Source organism: Pantoea sp. BJFS-204, from assembly GCF_049310725.1.
Lineage (GTDB): Bacteria > Pseudomonadota > Gammaproteobacteria > Enterobacterales > Enterobacteriaceae > Pantoea > Pantoea agglomerans.
In genome coordinates, this window is the sequence record NZ_JBMOWE010000003.1 from 76,161 (window position 1) to 96,102 (window position 19,942).

At 56.5% G+C, this 19,942-nt stretch carries 20 protein-coding genes; 6 read left to right on the forward strand and 14 right to left on the reverse strand.

Annotated elements, in window-relative coordinates; translation table 11 throughout:
• Nucleotide 1: 1 nt before the first annotated feature.
• Genes garL through ACO6VX_RS11495 form a run of 4 tightly spaced genes read right to left on the reverse strand, consistent with a single transcriptional unit; the run spans nt 2 to nt 4,864 of the window.
• Nucleotides 2-772 (reverse strand): 2-dehydro-3-deoxyglucarate aldolase, encoded by a 771-nt coding sequence (gene garL / locus ACO6VX_RS11480; protein ID WP_010248585.1) that lies wholly within the window; start codon nt 770-772, stop codon nt 2-4.
• Between the two features lie 45 nt (nt 773-817).
• The gene (gene gudD, locus ACO6VX_RS11485) at nt 818-2,149 is read right to left on the reverse strand and encodes a glucarate dehydratase (RefSeq protein ID WP_010248587.1); all 1,332 of its coding nucleotides are present in this window, start codon (nt 2,147-2,149) and stop codon (nt 818-820) included.
• 10 nt (nt 2,150-2,159) lie between these two features.
• Nucleotides 2,160-3,506 (reverse strand): enolase C-terminal domain-like protein, encoded by a 1,347-nt coding sequence (locus ACO6VX_RS11490; protein ID WP_122457779.1) that lies wholly within the window; start codon nt 3,504-3,506, stop codon nt 2,160-2,162.
• Nucleotides 3,503-4,864 (reverse strand): MFS transporter, encoded by a 1,362-nt coding sequence (locus ACO6VX_RS11495; RefSeq protein WP_010248591.1) that lies wholly within the window; start codon nt 4,862-4,864, stop codon nt 3,503-3,505. Before ACO6VX_RS11495 ends, ACO6VX_RS11490 begins: the two co-directional genes overlap by 4 nt.
• Nucleotides 4,865-5,438: 574 nt before the next feature.
• On the opposite strand from ACO6VX_RS11495, the gene garD reads away from it, so the two are divergent.
• Nucleotides 5,439-6,998, forward strand: a complete 1,560-nt coding sequence (gene garD / locus ACO6VX_RS11500) for a galactarate dehydratase (RefSeq protein WP_010672140.1) — start codon at nt 5,439-5,441, stop codon at nt 6,996-6,998.
• A gap of 77 nt (nt 6,999-7,075) precedes the next feature.
• Here garD and ACO6VX_RS11505 read toward each other — a convergent pair whose 3' ends face one another.
• The 4 genes from ACO6VX_RS11505 to syd all read right to left on the reverse strand — a co-directional run bounded on the left by ACO6VX_RS11505 (nt 7,076) and on the right by syd (nt 9,779).
• On the reverse strand, nt 7,076-7,522 hold the full coding sequence (locus ACO6VX_RS11505; RefSeq protein ID WP_187511446.1) for a flavodoxin: 447 nt from the start codon (nt 7,520-7,522) through the stop codon (nt 7,076-7,078).
• Nucleotides 7,523-7,534: 12 nt separating this feature from the next.
• Nucleotides 7,535-8,314, reverse strand: a complete 780-nt coding sequence (gene truC, locus ACO6VX_RS11510) for a tRNA pseudouridine(65) synthase TruC (protein WP_033772508.1) — start codon at nt 8,312-8,314, stop codon at nt 7,535-7,537.
• Complete coding sequence (locus ACO6VX_RS11515; RefSeq protein ID WP_022623807.1) at nt 8,314-8,643, reverse strand: YqcC family protein; 330 nt, start codon at nt 8,641-8,643, stop codon at nt 8,314-8,316. Before ACO6VX_RS11515 ends, truC begins: the two co-directional genes overlap by 1 nt.
• A gap of 587 nt (nt 8,644-9,230) precedes the next feature.
• On the reverse strand, nt 9,231-9,779 hold the full coding sequence (gene syd, locus ACO6VX_RS11520; protein WP_422431821.1) for a SecY-interacting protein: 549 nt from the start codon (nt 9,777-9,779) through the stop codon (nt 9,231-9,233).
• 62 nt (nt 9,780-9,841) lie between these two features.
• Between syd and queF the strand changes: the two genes are divergently transcribed.
• From queF to xni, 3 genes are all read left to right on the forward strand, one after another.
• A complete protein-coding gene (queF, locus tag ACO6VX_RS11525; RefSeq protein ID WP_422431823.1) occupies nt 9,842-10,687 on the forward strand; it encodes an NADPH-dependent 7-cyano-7-deazaguanine reductase QueF in 846 nt (281 codons plus the stop codon).
• Nucleotides 10,688-10,856: 169 nt separating this feature from the next.
• Nucleotides 10,857-12,221, forward strand: a complete 1,365-nt coding sequence (gene ppnN / locus ACO6VX_RS11530) for a nucleotide 5'-monophosphate nucleosidase PpnN (RefSeq protein ID WP_010672144.1) — start codon at nt 10,857-10,859, stop codon at nt 12,219-12,221.
• Between the two features lie 34 nt (nt 12,222-12,255).
• The gene (gene xni / locus ACO6VX_RS11535) at nt 12,256-13,011 is read left to right on the forward strand and encodes a flap endonuclease Xni (protein ID WP_409390177.1); all 756 of its coding nucleotides are present in this window, start codon (nt 12,256-12,258) and stop codon (nt 13,009-13,011) included.
• 24 nt (nt 13,012-13,035) lie between these two features.
• On the opposite strand, the gene rlmM is transcribed toward xni, so the two are convergent.
• The 4 genes from rlmM to ACO6VX_RS11555 form a co-directional block, all read right to left on the reverse strand.
• Nucleotides 13,036-14,136, reverse strand: coding sequence for a 23S rRNA (cytidine(2498)-2'-O)-methyltransferase RlmM (rlmM, locus tag ACO6VX_RS11540; RefSeq protein ID WP_010248609.1), 1,101 nt, complete (start codon nt 14,134-14,136; stop codon nt 13,036-13,038).
• On the reverse strand, nt 14,129-14,524 hold the full coding sequence (locus ACO6VX_RS11545; protein ID WP_010248611.1) for a DUF423 domain-containing protein: 396 nt from the start codon (nt 14,522-14,524) through the stop codon (nt 14,129-14,131). Before ACO6VX_RS11545 ends, rlmM begins: the two co-directional genes overlap by 8 nt.
• A gap of 50 nt (nt 14,525-14,574) precedes the next feature.
• Nucleotides 14,575-15,492, reverse strand: coding sequence for a transcriptional regulator GcvA (locus ACO6VX_RS11550; protein ID WP_003854641.1), 918 nt, complete (start codon nt 15,490-15,492; stop codon nt 14,575-14,577).
• 334 nt (nt 15,493-15,826) lie between these two features.
• Nucleotides 15,827-16,051 (reverse strand): YgdI/YgdR family lipoprotein, encoded by a 225-nt coding sequence (locus tag ACO6VX_RS11555; RefSeq protein WP_010248613.1) that lies wholly within the window; start codon nt 16,049-16,051, stop codon nt 15,827-15,829.
• Nucleotides 16,052-16,260: 209 nt separating this feature from the next.
• Here ACO6VX_RS11555 and csdA point away from each other — a divergent pair, with 209 nt between their 5' ends.
• Together csdA and csdE are read left to right on the forward strand one after the other, a co-directional pair.
• A complete protein-coding gene (gene csdA / locus ACO6VX_RS11560) occupies nt 16,261-17,469 on the forward strand; it encodes a cysteine desulfurase CsdA (protein ID WP_422431827.1) in 1,209 nt (402 codons plus the stop codon).
• 2 nt (nt 17,470-17,471) lie between these two features.
• Entirely contained in the window at nt 17,472-17,927 is a 456-nt protein-coding gene (gene csdE / locus ACO6VX_RS11565; protein WP_045139661.1) for a cysteine desulfurase sulfur acceptor subunit CsdE, read from the forward strand.
• Here csdE and tcdA read toward each other — a convergent pair.
• Nucleotides 17,906-18,718: a tRNA cyclic N6-threonylcarbamoyladenosine(37) synthase TcdA gene (gene tcdA, locus ACO6VX_RS11570; protein WP_033786744.1), complete on the reverse strand. Its 813-nt coding sequence runs from the start codon at nt 18,716-18,718 to the stop codon at nt 17,906-17,908. The genes csdE and tcdA overlap by 22 nt on opposite strands.
• 48 nt (nt 18,719-18,766) lie before the next feature.
• Nucleotides 18,767-19,915, reverse strand: coding sequence for a murein transglycosylase A (gene mltA, locus ACO6VX_RS11575; protein WP_010248620.1), 1,149 nt, complete (start codon nt 19,913-19,915; stop codon nt 18,767-18,769).
• Nucleotides 19,916-19,942 lie beyond the last annotated feature (27 nt).

Below are 19,942 nucleotides of genomic sequence, written 5' to 3' on the forward strand. Positions count from 1 at the left end.
ATTAGCGCTTAAATTTGTCGCATAACGCCTGAGAGGCGTTGCGGAACATACCGACATCGCTGCCGACGGCGACAAAAGTGGCCCCCCACTCCAGATAACGACGCGCGTCCGCTTCCACCGGTGCCAGAATGCCGCTCGGCTTACCGGCGGCTTTGGCGCGTTCAAAAATGTGTTTAATCACTTTCAGCACTTCAGGATGGGCGGGCTGACCGAGATAGCCCAGCGCAGCAGAGAGATCGCCCGGCCCGACAAAAATACCGTCGACACCGTCCACCGCCGCGATGGCGTCAATGTTGTCGACCGCCTGCTGGGTTTCGATCTGCACCAGCACCGTGATGTTGTCATTGATGGTGCTGTTGTAATCCGGCAGGGTGCCGTACATGTTGCTGCGATGCGAAACCGAGACACCGCGAATGCCGGCTGGCGGATAGCGCGTTGAGGCGACGGCACGCACTGCTTCCTCTTCGGTCTCGACAAATGGCACCAGGAAGTTGTTAAACCCGATATCCAGCAGACGCTTAATGATCACCGGCTCGTTGCAGGGCGGACGCACCACGGGCGCACTGTGGCTGCCTTTAAGCGCCATCAGCTGCGGCACAAACGTGGTGATATCGTTGGGCGCGTGTTCGCCATCCAGGACCAGCCAGTCAAAACCGGCCAGCCCTAAAATCTCGGTTGAGATCGGGCTGGCAAGCGCACACCAGCTGCCGATCAGGGTTTCACCCGCTAACAAACGACGACGAAATCCATTTGGCCAGGCTGCATTACTCATGGTTAAACTCCTGTGACGATGGCTCCCCGTGGGGAGCCGAAAAGGTTAACGTACCAGGCAGGGACGTTTGTTGTCGTAGGTCCATCCCGGCACTAAAAATTGCATCGCTTCGGCATCGTCACGCGCGCCCAGCCCCTGCTTCTGATAGAGCGCGTTGGCCTGCATCACCTGATCCATATCCAGCTCGACGCCGAGACCGGGCTTCTGCGGTACCTGCACCATGCCGCCTTTGATCTGGAATGGCTCTTTGGTCAGGCGCTGATTGCCCTCCTGCCAGATCCAGTGGGTATCAATGGCGGTGATCGCGCCCGGCGCGGCAGCGGCGACGTGGGTGAACATCGCCAGCGAAATGTCGAAGTGGTTATTGGAGTGCGAGCCCCATGTCAGGCCGAAGTCGTGACACATCTGTGCTACCCGCACCGAACCTTGCATGGTCCAGAAGTGCGGATCCGCCAGCGGAATGTCCACCGACTGCAGCGACAGGGTATGGCCCATCTGACGCCAGTCGGTGGCGATCATATTGGTGGCGGTTGGCATGCCGGTGGCGCGACGGAACTCCGCCATCACTTCACGGCCGGAGTAGCCCTGCTCTGCGCCACAGGGATCTTCTGCGTAGGCGAGCACATCTTTGAGCTGTTTGCCGAGCATGATCGCCTCGTTGAGCGACCAGGCCCCGTTGGGATCAAGGGTGATACGGGCTTCAGGAAAACGTTTAGCCAGCGCAGTAACCGCTTCGGCCTCTTCGCCGCCGCGCAGTACGCCGCCTTTGAGTTTGAAATCGTTGAAGCCATATTTCTCATACGCCGCTTCCGCCAGCCGCACCACCGTCTCCGGGGTTAGCGCTTCTTCGTGGCGCAGGCGATACCAGTCGCAGGGATCGCTCTCCTGGCTCTGGTAAGAGAGGGACGTTTTGCGGCGGTCGCCGATGTAGAACAGATAGCCGAGCATCTCAACGCGGTCGCGCTGCTGTCCGTCGCCCAGCAGCGAGGCCACATTAACCTCCAGATGCTGACCCAGCAGGTCGAGCAGCGCCGCTTCAATGCCGGTCACCACATGAATAGTGGTGCGCAAATCGAAGGTCTGGGTGCCGCGCCCGCTGGCATCGCGGTCGGCGAAGGTGCTGCGCACCAGGCTGAGAATGTTTTTGTATTCGCCCACGGTTTTGCCAATCACCAGCGACGCTGCGTCTTCCAGCGTCTGGCGGATTTTTTCGCCGCCCGGGATTTCGCCGACGCCGGTGTGTCCGGCGTTATCTTTGATAATCACAATGTTGCGGGTAAAGAATGGCGAGTGAGCGCCGCTGAGGTTCAGCAGCATGCTGTCGTAGCCTGCGACCGGAATAACCTGCATGGCGGTGACTTTCGGTGTTGAACTCATCTCCTGCTCCTTATGCTGTTGCACGGCCAAATGCCGGGCGTTTGCGATCAAATGTCCAGCCGGGGACCAGATATTGCATCGCCGTGGCGTCGTTACGCGCGCCGGCGGGCAGTGACTGATAAAGCTGATTGGCTTTGTTTACCTGCTCCCAGTCGAGCTCAATGCCCAGACCCGGCGCATCCGGTACGGCAATTTTCCCGTTGCGGATTTGCAGCGGATTTTTCGTCAGGCGCTGATCGCCCTCCTGCCAGATCCAGTGGGTATCAATCGCGGTAGGATTACCTGGCGCCGCCGCACCCACATGGGTAAACATCGCCAGCGAAATATCGAAGTGGTTATTGGAGTGGCAGCCCCAGGTGAGGCCCCACTCATCGCAGAGCTGCGCGACCCGCACGGCACCGCTCAGCGTCCAGAAGTGAGGATCCGCCAGCGGAATATCGACCGCATTGAGCATCACCGCGTGATTCATCTCGCGCCAGTTGGTGGCGATCATATTGGTGGCCACCGGTAAGCCGGTTGCGCGCCGGAACTCGGCCATCACTTCACGTCCCGAATAGCCCTGCTCCGCGCCGCACGGATCTTCGGCGTAGCTCAGCACATCCTGCATCCCTTTACACAGCGCTATCGCCTCGTCCAGCAGCCAGGCGCCGTTCGGGTCGACCGTAATGCGGGCGTCGGGAAAGCGCTGCTTCAGCGCCGCCGCGGTGGCAATCTCCTGCTCGCCCGGCAACACGCCGCCTTTGAGCTTAAAATCTTTGAAGCCATATTTATCCGCAGCCGCCTCAGCCAGCCGAACCACGGCATCGCTGGTCAGCGCTTCCTGATGACGCAGGTGATACCAGTCGTGGCTGGCCTGCTCACCACTCAGATAGGGCAGATCGGTCTTGCGGCGGTCGCCGAGATAGAACAGATAGCCCAGCACCGTCACTTCATCACGCTGTTTACCTGGCCCCAGCAGTTCAGCCACCGGTACGCCCAGACACTGTCCCAGCAGATCGAGCAGCGCCGCTTCCAGCGCCGCTACCGCGTTGACCCGCAACTCAAAAGTCCAGGCACCGTTGCCGAAGGTGGTGAAGTCAGCCGACTGATTGCCTTTGTGCACCTGTTGTACCAGACGGTTCATTCGCGCAATCTGCTGGCCTTGCACCTGCGGAATCGCCTCTACCAGCGTCTGATAGATGGTGTCGCCGCCGGGGGCTTCACCGACGCCGGTGTGACCGGCGCTGTCGGTGAGAACCACAATATTGCGGGTAAAACAGGCGTTGTGCGCACCACCAATATTGAGCAGCATGCTGTCATAGCCGGCGACCGGGATGACCTGCATCTCAGTAATCACCGGCGAACTTTGCGTATTCATAATGCATCCTTACCGGGCCAGGTTTTCAGTTCGACACGTTTGATATCGCCCGCGATCACCAGGAAGCTGAATGCGGCGACAAAGGCGTGAATACCGACATAGATCAGCGCGCCTTCAAAGGAGCCGCTGGTGGCGATGATGTAACCGATGGCGATAGGCGTCACGATGCCAGAGAAGTTACCGAACATGTTGAACAGACCGCCGCTCAGGCCACTGATCTCTTTCGGCGCAGTATCTGCCATCACCGCCCATCCCAGCGCACCGATGCCTTTACCAAAGAACGCCAGTGCCATGAAGAACACCACCACCCATTCGGTATCGGTGTAGTTACACATCACCATCGAAATAGAGAGCAGCATGCCGAGCACGATCGGCGTTTTACGCGCGATATTCAGCGAGCCGGTTTTACGCATCAGCCAGTCGGAGATCACCCCGCCCAGTACGCCGCCGAGGAAGCCGCACACCGCCGGAATCGAGGCAATAAAGCCCGCTTTGAGAATCGACATGCCGCGCGCCTGTACCAGATAGACCGGGAACCAGGTGATAAAAAAGTAGGTTAAGGCGTTAACGCAGTACTGACCGAGGTAGATACCCAGCATCATGCGTGACGTCAGCAGCTGTTTGATCTGGAACCACTTCTCGCTCCAGCTCACTTTGCGGCTATCCTTTTTGACATCCATGTTGATCAGCGCACCGCCCTGCTCCATGTACTCCAGTTCGGCTTTATTCACGCCAGGGTGATCGGTGGGATCGTGGATCACTTTCAGCCAGATGAAACTGAGGATGATGCCCAGGCCGCCCATAAACCAGAACACGTGCGCCCAGCCCACGGAAGAGACCAGCCAGCCCATGATGGGCGCGAAGATAACGGTGGCGAAGTATTGGGCCGAGTTGAAGATCGCCACGGCCGTGCCGCGCTCCTGCGCCGGAAACCAGGCCGCGACGATGCGGCTGTTGCCAGGGAAAGAGGGCGCTTCGGCCAGTCCCACCAGGAAGCGCAGAATAAACAGCGACATGATGATGCCGAAGCCGCTGAACAGATCGACGAACCCTTGCAAAAAGGTAAAGAGCGACCAGGTAAAGATGCTCCAGAAATAGACGCGTTTTGAGCCGAAGCGGTCAAGCAGCCAGCCGCCCGGAATCTGACCAATAACATACGCCCATGAGAAGGCTGAGAAGATATAGCCGAGTCCGACCGAATCGAGGCCAATATCTTTTGACATGGCCGAACCGGCAATCGAAATCGTTGCGCGGTCACCGTAGTTGAATGAGGTGACGATAAATAACATCACCACAATCCAGTAACGGGCATTGGTGCGTTTCTGCACCGTTTCCGCGGTCTGGCTGAAACTATTCATGATGCACTCCTGAAATATAGCGTGAGCTACATTCGCTCTGACTGCATACACATCGCGTTGGGTATCAGAGAGAAGTTGGGTTAAACACGGCGATCTTTTTGTTTTGGCAAACTTTATTTATCCATCCGGCGTCTGGCAGCCGCGGCCGGTAATAACTCCAGGCAACCTCTTTCGGATGAATAATACGTCGTGACAGATAACCTGACTTTGGCTAACGGAACTCAGTATAAGAACAGCCTGAGGCGATCACATTGGCGCATCGCCCTGGAATAATCGCCTTATAGAAGTGATTGTCTGGCGAATGCACAAAAGCCTGCGGTATAGCTCACGAAAGTGGCAAATACCCGTGCAAAATCCGCCCCGGATAACGCTTTCCCACGCTGTTTGTGAGGGTCTTCACTTGCTTTTGGATAATCGACCCAAAACAGCGAGACGAATTGCCTTAATGGTGGTCATTTGCACAATGCGCGACCCGCCCCGCCTCCCTATACTGAAGCTGGCAAACAAGGGCGTGACAGGTCAGATCATTACAGCGTGCCGCACAAGTACGGTACGACAGACGGGAAGGTGAGCGATGAACCCAAAAACAGATGAACAACCGCTCTATATCAAAGTCCATGAGCACGACAATGTGGCGATTGTGGTTAACAGCCTGGGTCTGCCAGCCGGTACGCAGTTTGCGGATGGCCTGACCCTCACAGAGCATGTGCCGCAGGGCCACAAAGTGGCGCTGAGCGCGATTAATCAGGGTGCAGAGATCGTGCGTTATGGCGAAGTCATTGGCTATGCATTGCGGGATATTGCCCAGGGCAGCTGGATTGATGAATCACTGGTTGCGCTGCCGGAAGCCCCTCCGCTGGAGAGTCTGCCGTTAGCCACTCAGGTTCCGCCTGATTTGCCGCCGCTGGAGGGCTATACCTTTGAAGGTTACCGCAATGCGGATGGCAGCGTAGGCACGCGTAACCTGCTCGGCATCACCACCAGCGTCCACTGCGTGGCCGGTGTGGTGGATCATGTCGTACAGATCATTGAACGGGATTTACTGCCGCGCTATCCGAACGTGGATGGTGTGGTTGCCCTGAACCACCTTTATGGCTGTGGGGTGGCGATCAACGCACCGGCGGCGGTCGTGCCGATTCGCACCATTCATAACCTGGCGCTGAATGCAAATTTCGGCGGCGAAGTGATGATCGTCAGCCTCGGCTGTGAAAAGTTACAGCCAGAGCGTCTGCTGACTGGCACCCCCGACGTGCAGGCGATTTCGCTGGACGACCATGACATCGTGCGTCTGCAGGATGAAAAGCTGGTGGGCTTTGGCGCGATGGTCAATGAGATTCTGCAGGTGGCGGAGCGTCATCTCCAGCGGCTGAATCAGCGCCAGCGCGAAACCTGCTCTGCAGCAGAACTGATTGTCGGCATGCAGTGTGGTGGCAGCGATGCGTTTTCGGGCGTGACGGCAAATCCTGCAGTGGGCTTTGCCTCTGATCTGCTGGTGCGTTGCGGTGCCACCGTGATGTTCTCCGAAGTCACTGAAGTGCGTGATGCGATTCACCTGCTGACGCCGCGGGTGATTAATCAGGAAGTCGGTAAGCGCTTACTGGAGGAGATGGCCTGGTATGATAATTACCTCGACCAGGGCCAGACCGATCGCAGCGCTAACCCGTCGCCGGGCAATAAGAAAGGCGGGCTGGCGAACGTGGTGGAAAAAGCGCTTGGCTCGATCGCAAAATCGGGACGCAGCGCCATTGTTGAAGTGCTCTCGCCCGGCCAGCGGCCCACGCGACGCGGATTGATCTACGCAGCGACGCCCGCCAGCGATTTTGTCTGCGGTACACAGCAGCTGGCATCCGGTATCACCCTGCAGGTGTTTACTACTGGTCGCGGTACGCCTTACGGTCTGGCCGCGATTCCGGTGATCAAGATGGCGACGCGTAATGCGCTGGCAGAGCGCTGGCACGATCTGATGGACATCAATGCCGGGACGATTGCTACCGGTGAAGAGAGTATTGAGCAGGTGGGCTGGCGACTGTTTGAATTGATTCTGGATATCGCCAGTGGCAGAAAGCAGACCTGGTCCGATCGCTGGGGCATTCGTAATCAGCTGGCGGTGTTTAACCCGGCGCCTGTCACCTGACAGTGCACTCAACGGACATCGCCGTGCGCACACTACAGGCTTATCTCTGTAAGGCAGAGATAAGCCTGGCCTTGCAATCAGAGCTGCGTGCCCCAGGCTTCAACCCACGGCGAGGTTACCGCCTCCGGTTCCGGATTTTCAGTGGCATCAACCAGTAACACCTCACCAACCCGCTGAGCGCCCTGCTCCTGCAGCAGCGCGTCAAAGGTTTTACCCGCGCCACAGAAATGGTCATAGCTGCTGTCACCCAGCGCAATCACGCCATAGCGCAGCGCGGGCTGATGACCGAGCTGATCTTTAATCGCATGGAACAGACCTGAAATCGTGTCGGGAAAATCGCCATGCCCGGTAGTAGAAGTGACAATTAACGCCACGTCGCTGGCATAGTTTTGCCAGTCAGCCAGCGTCGGATCGTCAAACACCGTTACGCTGTGCCCCTGCTGCTGCAGAATGGGCTCTGCTTCTTCCGCGACCAGTAGCGCATTGCCATATACCGTACCTACAAAAATGCCAATCTTTGCCATCTGCTTTCTCCCTTATTCTGAAACGTTATCCTGTCCTGGCGCTGCGTCAAACTCAACCCGCGGCACCTCAGGAATGCGATCCTGCCAGCCAAACTGGTTCATCAGATTCTGCCAGACGCCATCCAGTCCGGCGCGAAGCAGCAACGGTTCACCGGTTACCGGATGAGTTAATGCCAGGCTGCTGGCGTGCAGCATCAGGCGGTTAGCGCCAAAATGTTCGGCAGCACCCCGGTTCTGACGCAGATCGCCGTGCGCCGAATCGCCAATAATCGGATGACGCAGGTGTGACATATGACGACGCAGCTGATGCTTGCGACCGGTTTTAGGAGCCAGTTCAACCAGGCTATAACGCGAAGTGGGATAACGGCCAATGCCGACCGGCATCTCGACCGTTGCCAGTGACTGATAATCGGTGACCGCGGGCTGTGCGGTGCGCGCTTCCGTGGCGTGTTTATCGGCAATCTTATCCAGCTCTTCCACCAGCGGATAATCGAGCGTCCCGCTGCTCTCCAGCCAGCCGCGAACCACAGCGTGGTAGGTTTTCTGCATCTGGTGCTGTTCAAACTGCAGGGAAAGCAGACGTCCGACTTCACTGGAGAGCCCCATCAGCAGTACCCCTGACGTGGGCTTGTCGAGACGATGCGCCGTAAACACATGCTGTCCAATCTGATCACGAACGGTCTGCATCACAAACACCGTTTCATGGCGATCCAGCCAGCTGCGATGAACCAGCCAGCCGCTGGGCTTGTTGACGGCAACCAGCCACTCATCCTGATAGAGTATCTCCAGCATCAGTGGGCAGCATCCGTGATTAACGCATCAAGTTGACGCAGGGTCAGCAACAGCGGTGCAATACCCGGCTGGTCAGGCACCAGAGCCACCTCATAATAGGGGGCCACGGCAAAATTTTGTGGTAACGGATGTCGGGCCGCAATCAGGGCATGCATCCGCGGGACTAACACCCACTGGAGCCACTGCAGCGGCTCCAGCGTATCCAGGCAAAAGGGTTCGCGGCTCTCGAGCGCCCCCTCGGCCGGCGGGGTACTCTGCCAGAGATGATGCTCACGCATCACCGCTTCCAGTTGTTCCAGCCGTTGCGTAATCAATTGTTCAGGCGTCATGCGCCACCTCCGCGAGCAGTCAAAAATGGGCGGCAAGCATATCACTTGTTGGCACAGGCACAAAAAAAGGGAGCACTGTATAAACAGTGCTCCCGGTTCGTTTGCAGCCATCCCGCCACGTTAATGCTCCCTGCTCTTCCATGACAACTTGTCCAGTGCGAACTCCTGTCGCGCATCGTCCTGATGTATCCTTAGCATCCTGGCCCACCACCTCTTCTGAGGGGGTTCTCATTCTCCATCCTGGAGGTGTCCCTTGCTCAATCCTGAGCGATCCTGTTTCGTCCTGAAACCTTCCGTGTGCCGTAAGCTCCGTTACGTTCCTGCCTCATGGCTTATCATCATCCTGACGATATCTTTTTCCTGAGCCTCCTGCAGTGCGAAACATTTTGACAGAACTCGTTACGCGCACAAGGTACTCACAGCAGAACTTTACGAAATGTGCGGCGTAAATTCAGATAAACGCCATTAAGTTGATGATTCACAATATTTTTACATCTCAGCCTTCCGGAAGTCTCACCTGTTATATAGCGATCTCTCACAGCACATGTAAGAGATGTCTCACAAGGTCAGAGGCAAATCACTGCAACTCAGATGATAACCGGTTGTAATGACTTAAGAAATATCTCAAGCGTTTCCGCTAATTTCACACGCTGTTTACCGCCGGGCTGCTCCAGAATCATTTCCCCGCTGAGATTAGAAAGCGAGATGATCTCCTGTTCTGACTCGGTGGTGGCGATAAACAGCGTAGGCGACTGCTTAAGGCGGCGCTGCATCACCAGATGCCCGATCAGATTCTCCTGTAAACGCAGGAAATCATCCTCACTCCAGACCTGTAAGAGTGTCAGCTGATTCTCACCAAAACTGGCCTGCATATCGCCGGCAAACTGCGTGGTATAGAAAGCCGTGATCTGCGGCTGGAGCTGGATGTCGATCGCCCGCTCAACCGCATCCAGCGTCTGTGGCAGAGTAAAAGGCTGCGGCTGCCAGACGACCCGCTGATCGCGATCCTCCAGGGCACAGGGCGAAGGTACGCCAAAGAGATCGCTGCTGGCCGGCGCATGCCCGGCCTGCTGAAGCCAGTGCTGGCAGTATCGGGTGGTAAAGTCGCGCAACGCGGCGGCAGTTTGCTGCATCATTCATATTCTCACTTCTGATGGGTTACACTTAGCCACTTTGATTAATTTTGGTGGTAACCGCAATGACTACTCACGAACAGGATCAGGCACTCAGCAACCTGACGCTGGGCAAACCCACAGCCTATCACGATCATTATGACAACAGCTTACTGCAGGCGGTACCGCGCAGCCTGAATCGTGAACCCCTTGGCCTGTTTCCCGACAGCCTGCCCTTTACCGGCAGTGATATCTGGACCCTGTATGAACTCTCGTGGCTCAACAGCAAAGGTCTGCCACAGGTTGCCGTTGGCGAAGTGGTGCTCGATGCGCAGAGCCGCAACCTTATCGAGTCAAAAAGCTTCAAGCTCTACCTTAACAGTTTCAACCAGACCCGCTTTGCCGACTGGGGCGAGGTTCGTCAGACGCTGGAGCGGGACCTGAGTGCCTGTGCTGAAGGTGAAGCGCGGGTCGCGCTGTTCCGTCTCAATGAAGTGGAAGGTCAGCCCATCGGCCATTTTGAGGGGGTTTGTATTGATGAGCAGGATATCGCCATAGAGGATTACCGCTTCAATGCTGACTATCTGGCCGATGCTGCGGGCAGCGAAATCGTAGAAGAGACGCTGGTCAGCCACCTGCTCAAGTCAAACTGTCTGATTACCAATCAGCCCGACTGGGGCTCCGTGATGATTCGTTATAAAGGCCGGCGTATCGACCGTGAAGCGCTGCTGCGCTATCTGGTCTCATTCCGCCAGCACAACGAATTTCACGAGCAGTGTGTCGAACGCATTTTTAATGATCTGATGCGTTTCTGCCATCCGGAAGCGCTGACGGTGTATGCACGCTACACCCGTCGTGGCGGACTGGATATCAATCCATGGCGCACTAATGTGCCCTTCTCGCCCGGTTTTTCGCGGCTGGTCCGTCAGTAGTTTGCGAGACTTCTCGCAGGCTGCATGCACTAAGCGCAGTTCCGCTTGAGCTGTGCGGGCCGACAAGGCTACTCTGGTGATGGCGGCTACCTGCGGGTGGCCGACCAGGGATTTTCGTCACTGCCGTTGCAGTGCCAACACGCACCCAGGCGGGTGTAAAGGAGTTCATTTGATTACCCATATCAGCCCTCTTGGCTCAATGGATCTGCTTTCACAGCTGGAAGTCGATATGCTCAAGCGCACAGCCAGCAGCGACCTCTACCAGCTGTTTCGCAACTGCTCTCTTGCCGTGCTTAACTCCGGCAGCCAGACTGACAGCAGCCAGGAGCTGCTCTCCCGCTTTGAAAATTTCGACATCAATGTGTTGCGCCGTGAGCGCGGCGTCAAACTGGAGCTGATCAATCCACCGGAGGAGGCGTTTGTGGATGGCCGCATCATCCGTTCACTGCAGGCTAACCTGTTTGCGGTGCTGCGTGACATCCTGTTTGTCAGCGGTCAGCTCAACATGCCGGGTCGGTTCACTGCGGCTGAAGAAAATGACTCCGCCACTATCACCAACACCGTGTTTTCCATTCTGCGTAACGCGCGGGCGCTGCATATCGGCGAGTATCCCAACACCGTGGTCTGCTGGGGCGGTCACTCGATCAACGCCGTTGAGTACCAGTATTGCCGCAATGTCGGAACTCAGCTTGGACTGCGTGAACTGAACATCTGTACCGGCTGCGGGCCGGGCGTGATGGAAGCGCCAATGAAAGGGGCCGCCGTAGGCCATGCTCAGCAGCGCTATCGTGACAGCCGCTTTATCGGCCTGACCGAACCCTCCATCATTGCGGCAGAACCGCCGAATCCGCTGGTGAATGAGTTGATCATCATGCCGGACATCGAAAAACGTCTGGAAGCTTTTGTGCGCATTGCCCATGGCATCATCATTTTCCCGGGCGGCGTAGGGACCGCAGAAGAGTTGCTCTATCTGCTGGGCATCCTGATGAATCCGCAGAACAGCGATCAGGTATTACCGCTGATCCTGACCGGGCCGGAAGAGAGCGCCGACTACTTCCGCGTACTGGATGATTTCATCGTTAACACGCTGGGCGAACAGGCGCGTAAGCATTATCAGATCATCATCAACGATGCAGCCGAAGTGGCGCGTCTGATGAAGAAAGCGATGCCACAGGTAAAAGAGAATCGTCGCGAAACCGGCGATGCTTACAGCTTTAACTGGTCGATTCGCATTGAACCCGATCTGCAGGTGCCGTTCCTGCCAACCCATGAAAATATGGCGAATCTCAATCTCTACACCAATCAGCCACCCGAAAAGCTGGCTGCTGACCTGCGCCGCGCCTTCTCAGGTATCGTAGCCGGTAACGTTAAAGAGATGGGCATCCGCGAAATCCGTGAGAAGGGACGCTACAAACTCCATGGCGACCCCGACATCATGCACCGCATGGATGAGCTGCTTCAGGGATTCGTTGCACAGCAACGCATGAAACTGCCAGGCACCGCCTACATTCCCTGCTACGAAATTATCAAATAAACCAGGAGGCAGCCCCCGGGCTGCCCATACTCTCATGGCTCTTCATCTTGTTATTGTTGACGCGTTGAATCTGATTCGCCGTCTGCATGCGGTACAGGGCTCACCCTGTGTCGAAGGCTGCGTGGCCGCGCTGCGCCAGATACTGGGTCACGCCCATCCGACTCATGCGGTGGCGGTGTTTGATGGCGAAGCACGTCATCAGGGCTGGCGTCATCAGCTGCTACCCGATTACAAAAGTGGTCGCCCGCCGATGCCAGACGATTTACAGGCAGAGATGCCGGCGTTACAGGAGGCCTTTCGCGCCGCAGGCGTAAGCTGCTGGATAGCGGGCGAGGATGAAGCGGACGATTTAGCGGCGACGCTGGCGGTGAAAATGGCTCAGGCCGGACATCAGGCCACCATTGTTTCAACCGACAAAGGCTACTGTCAGCTGCTGGCACCCGAGATCCGCATCCGCGACTACTTCCAGAAACGCTGGCTTGATCTGCCTTTTATTGAGGCTGAATTTGGTGTGGCGCCACAGCGGTTACCCGACTACTGGGGGTTGTGCGGCATCAGCAGCAGTAAAATTCCGGGCATCACCGGCATCGGTCCGAAAAGCGCGAAACAGCTGCTGACAGAGTTTCACACGCTTGAGGGAATCTATCAGCAACTGGATCAGGTGCCAGCCAGATGGCGGGAGAAGCTCGCTGAGGGTCGGCAGATGGCAGAGACCAGCCGTCAGGTCGCAACCCTGAAGCGGGATCTGGTGCTGCAGGGCAATCTGAATACGCTGCGTTATACCGGCTGAGTGCCCTTGCACTCAGCCCGGCGATTAACGTTCGTCGCGACGACCACCGGCAGCCGCCCAGATTCGGCGCACATGTACGGTCACCTCTTCGCGGTCATGGTAAAGCTGACGAGCGCGAATCTGCACGTTAATACCATTATCATCGAATCGTTCCTGCATCATGGCCAGATTCTGCGTCACCTCTTCATAGCGCTTTTTCATGGGCAACTTAAGGTTGAAGATCGCTTCACGGCACCAGCCGTTAACCAGCCAGTCGGTCATCAGGTTAGCCACGCGCACCGGCTTCTCCACCATGTCACACACCAGCCAGCTGATGTTGGTGCGTGGCGGACGGAATTTAAAGCCATCCGCTTTCTCGTGCATCACCTGGCCCGTATCCATCAGGCTCGGTGCCATCGGTCCGTTGTCCACCGCATATACCATCATGCTGCGCTGCACCAGCTGATAAGTCCAGCCGCCCGGACAGGCACCGAGATCCACGGCGTACATGCCGCTGGCTAAACGCTCATCCCACTCATCCGCAGGGATAAAGACGTGAAAAGCCTCCTCCAGCTTAAGGGTGGAACGGCTTGGCGCATCGGAGGGGAACTTAAGGCGTGGAATACCCATGTAAAACGGCGAGCTGTTTTCCCGGATGGAGTAGCCGACGTAACAGGTGCCCGGCGCGATGAAAAACACATGCACGACCGGGCGTTTCGGGCTCTCATAATTCAACAGGATTTTGCTTTCCCGCAGTGCCGAGCGCAGCGGCACGGTGAACTTGCGGCAGAACTTAGTCAGCTCTTTGGCTTCGTTGGTGTCTGGCACTTCAACACGCAGTTCGCCGCCCTTTTCCACTACGCCGGTCAGCATGCCGACAATCGGAGTAATGCGATCTTCCTGCGGCAGGTCACGCAGCATTTCGCCGACGACCAGCATCTGACGGGCAAAAATCAGCTCGTCAAATGGCAACTCACGTGCCAGCCGCTCGGCATCTTCAAACTGATAGCACTCAAACAGCACGTAGCCAGAGTCATCTTTAACCCGTGGAAAGCCGTAGATTTCACGTTCAGCCGCTTTGGCGCTGATTTCCGCCGCACACTCTTTTTCAAAACCGGGGCGACAATAGAGTAAAACTTTATTCATGGCGTTCTGCCTTTCGTTTAAGACGCAGCGCGCCAATCAACATCAATACCCAACCGGCGAGGAAACAGACCCCGCCCACGGGTGTGATAAAAACCCAAAACTTCAGATGTGACAGCGCCAGACAATAGAGGCTGCCACTAAACAGCACGGTGCCGAGAGCCATCAGCGCACTGCTCCAGTAAAACCAGATATTGGCGCGGCGTAACATCGCAGCACCCAGCCCCATCACCGCTAAGGTGTGATAAGCCTGATATTCCAGCCCGGTATGAATCCAGGCCATTTCAGCCGCACCAAGCGACTGACTTAAAACGTGGGCACCAAATGCGCCAAAAGCCACCAGCAGAAATCCGCTGATAGCCGAAAAAACAAACATGGCACGACTGGACATTAACCGATCCTCAGAGTCCTTTTGCATCTGAATGCAAATAAATCAATATGTTATTGTTGATAGCGAAAGCGGAATTTTTCTTGTTCGGTTGCAGCTTTTTCCAGGATCCACTGTCGGAAGGCGGCTATTTTACCCAGTTCTGCCTGACTGTCATGACAAACCAGATAAAAAGCGTTTTTACTGACTAATACATCATTAAACGGGCAGATTAATCGCCCGGCTTCTATTTCGCTCTGCGCCATGACGTTATTCGCCAGCGCCACGCCCTGACCATGAATCGCCGCCTGCAATACCATGGCGCTGTGGCTGAAGATTGGCCCCTGCTGCACATTGATATGCTGCAGGCCCAGTTGCCGGATATAAGATTGCCAGTCCCGGCGGGAGGCATCATGCAGCAGAGTAAAACGCGACAGATCCATCGGCGTTTTCAGCGGATTATCCCCGGTCATCAGCGACGGTGAACAGACCGGCAGCAGATATTCGGCGTAGAGTTTTTCAACCCGCAGGCCGGGCCAGTTACCCCGGCCGTAAAAAATCGCCACGTCGACATCGTCGGCCAGTTTCTCTTCGTCGCGGTCAACCGCCTGGATACGCACGTCGATTCCCGGATAAGCCATATTAAAGCTGGAGAGGCGGGGAACCAGCCACTGAATGGCAAAGCTCGGCAGTAAACTAACGGTCAGCGCACCCTTGGCACTGCGTGCCTGCAGTTTGCGGGTCGCTTCGTTGATTGCCGAGAAAATCTCTTTGATATCGAGATAGTAGCTTTGTCCTTCTTCGGTCAGTAATAGCGAACGATTCCTCCGGCGAAATAGCTTTAACCCCAGAAAATCTTCCAGAGATTTAATCTGATGGCTTACAGCAGCCTGGGTGACAAACAGCTCTTCTGCGGCTTTGGTAAAGCTTAAATGGCGTGCAGCTGCATCAAAAACACGCAGTGCGTTGAGAGGAGGAAGGCGTTTCGACATGGTTTTCCGTATCCGGATCGGCAAAAAACACGCTGGCTTATACAAAGCGTTTACGTATTAGAATTTTTAATCCGAGGCATTATAATTTGTCCGTTGAGGAACCTCCAGCAAATACCTATAGTTGCCGCACTTCCTGAGCCGGAACGAAAAGTTTTTAGATTTGTGAGTGAGTTCGCAGATTTTCTGAAAGCTTTTGGCTTGTGGTCGTGATGTTGTGTTTGCAATTTTTGATCCGACGATTGCGGATCGAACTCTTAATTCCTGTAGATTTACCCTGTCTGTCCATAGTGATTTTTAAATAGCACCGCAAATTGCGGTGCTTTTTTTTTGCTGCTTAGTTGCCAGACTCTACCATCTCTTTGACATCAGAGCGGTTGATTTGCTGCTCGTTGCCATTCGCATCTTTATAGCTGATCATGCCGGTATCGTTATCGACTTTAGGCTTGCCGGCAGCCACAATGGTGCGACCATCATTGGTATGCATCACGTAATTGCTTGAACAGGCGCTCAGGGTAAAAGCCAGGGTACACACGGCCAGTACTGCGGTTAATTTTTTCATCTGCTATCTCCTTGTAGATTGATTGCATCAAACCACCCGCGTTACGCTAACCAGAGGCAGCCGATAAGTGAGATCGACTAGTAAACGTCCGATCGTTATGCGGGTTTGGTTCAAACCTTGCAATATTCAGCATAACGCGCTTTTCCAGCTTTGCCAGACGCAGACCATTCTTTCAGTGTGGTCCTAATTTTTCTTATCATGGACCAGGCATGACCGCATTCAATCCCACCGCATTTCGCCAGCAGTTTCCCGCACTCGCCGACGCAGGCGTTTATCTCGACAGCGCAGCGACCACGCTGAAGCCGCAGGCCGTCATTGACAGCACGCAGCAGTTTTACAGCCTCAGCGCGGGTACAGTCCATCGCAGCCAGTTTGCCGCCGCCCAGGCCTTAACCCATCGCTATGAGCAGGCGCGCAACCAGGTTGCCCGCTGGCTTAACGCCGCTGACGATCGTGAGATTGTCTGGACGCGCGGCACCACCGAAGCGATAAACCTGGTGGCAAACAGCTGGCTGCGCCCGCGCTTACAGCCTGGTGATGAGATTGTGGTCAGCGAGGCAGAACACCACGCCAACCTGGTGCCCTGGCTGATGACCGCGCAGGCGTGCGGTGCCCGCGTCGTAAAATGGCCGTTAGGCGCGGATCGCCTGCCGGATATCAGCCAGCTGCCCGCCCTGCTCAACAGCCGTACCCGCCTGCTGGCGGTCGGACAGATGTCGAACGTCACCGGCGGATGTCCCGCACTCGCTCAGGCGATCCCGCTCGCTCACGCCGTGGGCGCGAAAGTGATGGTCGATGGCGCACAGGGCGTGGTGCATTGTCCGCCTGACGTACAGGCGCTGGATATCGACTTTTACGCCTTTTCCGGACATAAGATTTACGGCCCGATGGGCATTGGCGCGTTATATGGCAAAGCGGAACTGCTGGAGGCGATGGAGCCCTGGCAGGGCGGCGGTAAGATGATAACGGATGTCGATTTCAGCGGATTCACGCCGCAGCCGGTGCCGTGGCGTTTTGAGGCTGGCACCCCGAATGTGGCGGGCGTGGTGGGCCTGAGTGCAGCACTGAGCTGGCTGGCGCAGTACGATCTGCCCGAAGCGGAGCGCTGGAGTCAGCAGCTTGCGACGCTGGCGGAAGAGCAGCTGGCGGAATTACCCGGTTTCCGCAGCTTCCGCTGTTCAAATGCCAGCCTGCTGGCATTTGAATTCGCTGGCCTGCATCACAGCGATCTGGTGACGCTGCTGGCTGAGCAGAGAATCGCCCTGCGCGCTGGCCAGCACTGCGCGCAGCCGTTGCTGGCGGCGCTGGGCGTCAGCGGCACGCTGCGGGCCTCTTTTGCACCCTATAATAATCTGCAGGATGTTGATGCGCTGGTGCGCGCTATGAAGAGCGCCATCTCGCTGTTATCGGAGTTTTGATTATGCATTCATCGCCGTTAGCGCCACACCCGTTTGGCGAAGAGATTACCGTTGCCAGCCTGAAAGAGAGCTTTGGCCGCTTTCATCAGTGGGAAGATCGTTATCGTCAGCTGATCCAGCTGAGCCGCCAGTTGCCTGCCTTACCCGGGGAACTGAAAACAGCAGAAATTGAACTGAGCGGTTGTGAAAATCGGGTCTGGCTGGGCAGCCAGTTACGCGAAGATGGCACGCTGCATTTCTATGGTGACAGTGAAGGACGTATTGTGCGCGGCCTGCTGGCCGTGCTGCTGACCGCCGCTGAGGGCCAGACGCCGCAACAGCTGCTGGCGATGGATCCCTTAAAACTGTTTGATGAACTGGGCCTGCGCGCCCAGCTCAGTGCCTCCCGCAGCAGCGGCCTGCAGGCGCTGGCCGCCGCAGTGGAGCACGCCGCGCGTCAGGCGCTGACGGCGTCCTGACGGGCAGCACGCGCCAGAAACTTCTTCAGCGCATGCGAGACGGCAACAAAGCCGAAGGTGGCGGTTACCATGGTGGCCGCGCCAAAGCCGGATGTGCAATCCATTCTCTTCGGCCCCTCCGCTGTGCTGCGTGAAGCACAGACGCTGCCATCAGCCTGCGGATAGACCAGCGCTTCGGTAGAAAAGACGCAGTCGATGCCAAGTTTGCCCTTGCTGTTTTTCACCACGCCCAGGCTTTTCAGTCGTTCGCGCAGCTTCGCCGCCAGCGGATCCTGGATGGTTTTCGCCAGATCGGCGACCTGGATCTGAGTCGGATCGATCTGCCCACCCGCGCCACCGGTGGTGATCAGCGGGATCTTATTCCGGCGGCACCAGGCGATCAGCGCCGCTTTCGGTCGCACGCTGTCGATAGCGTCGATCACATAGTCGAAACCGGCTGCCATCAGTTCGGCGGTGTTCTCTGGCGTAATAAAGTCATCAATGCAGATCACTTCGCAGTCAGGATTAATCGCACGCAGCCGTTCTGCCATCACGTCCGTTTTAGCTTTGCCGACGTTGCCCTGCAGCGCATGAAGCTGCCGGTTGGTGTTGGTAATACAGACATCATCCATATCAATCAGGGTGATTTTACCAATCCCGGTGCGCACCAGCGCTTCCGCCGCCCAGGATCCGACACCGCCAATACCGATGACGCAGAAGTGTGCGTCAGCAAAACGTTGCAGCGCATCCTGGCCATAGAGACGCGCCGTGCCGCCAAAGCGCTGATGCCAGGCGTCATTTAACACTTTCATAGTTGAACCTGTTACGTCGTGCGGGCCCGAAGGCCCGCAGAGAAGAAATTAGTTAGCGCCGAGAAGCAGTGAACCATTATTACCGTTTTGCGGGCTGGAGAACAGCGGCTGTCCGGCACCCGGCGCGGCTTTAATTACCCAGACGCGTCCGTAGTGATTATAGAAGCCCGCCAGATGCGCAGCGTCCGGGCCAATACCCTGATAGATATCAAAGTGCTGGCCTTTAATCGCGCCACCCACATCGAGTGCCACCATCAGGCGCATCTCATATTTGCCGTTGAATTTGCCCTTCTCATTTAACTGCGGCACTTCAGCCAGCAGCACGGTGCCCGCCGGAATAATTGAGCGGTCAGACGCAACGGAGGCTTTCGCCACCAGCGGAACTGCGCTGGCACCGCGCACCGGCGTAAATGGCTCAGCCTTAAAGAAGACAAATGATGGGTTGGTTTCCAGCAGCGCACGGACCTCCTGCGGTGAGTGCTCCTGCGCCCACTGACGAATCGCCTGCATCGACATATCTTCGCGCTTCACTTCACCGCGATCGATCAGCTCTTTGCCAATGCTGTGATAACCCCAGCCATTTTTACCGGCGTAACCAAAGAAGGTCATCGGGCGGCCATCGCCAAAGTCGACATAACCACTGCCCTGCACATCCATCATGAAGTTATCAATCAGGGAATTGCTGTAGGCGATGATGTAGCGGTCATCGAGTCCGCCACTATAGATAGAGGCGCGGCTCGGTAATTTTTCTCCGCGTTTGCGCGGTGGCATGCGGTAGATGGGATACTGGAATTCACCCTGACGGGTGTAACGCGCTTCCACTACCGGCGTGTAGTAACCGGTGAACTGCACGTTACCGTAGTTATCCGTACCCTCCATCTGCCAGGCGTTAAGCCCATACTGACGAAGCTGTCGGGTATCGGCACCCGCCATCAGCCAGCTCTCAATCGCGCTATAGGTGCCGTTCTGACGGCTATACAGGGCGGATGAGGCGGACTGAATCTGACGGACCTGCTCGCCAAAGTCTCTGCCATTAACCGGTGCGCCTTTGGCATTGGGCTGATTCACCAGCGCCAGCGGTTGTTCCAGTTTGCCATCTTTATATTGCTGACCGCGATCGGTCGGTTTGGAGCTACAGGCCGCCAGCAGCGTAATTAACGCGCCAGTGAGTGCATACTTCACCCAATGTGATTTCATTATCTTCTCTTTTTATAACTGTTCGCC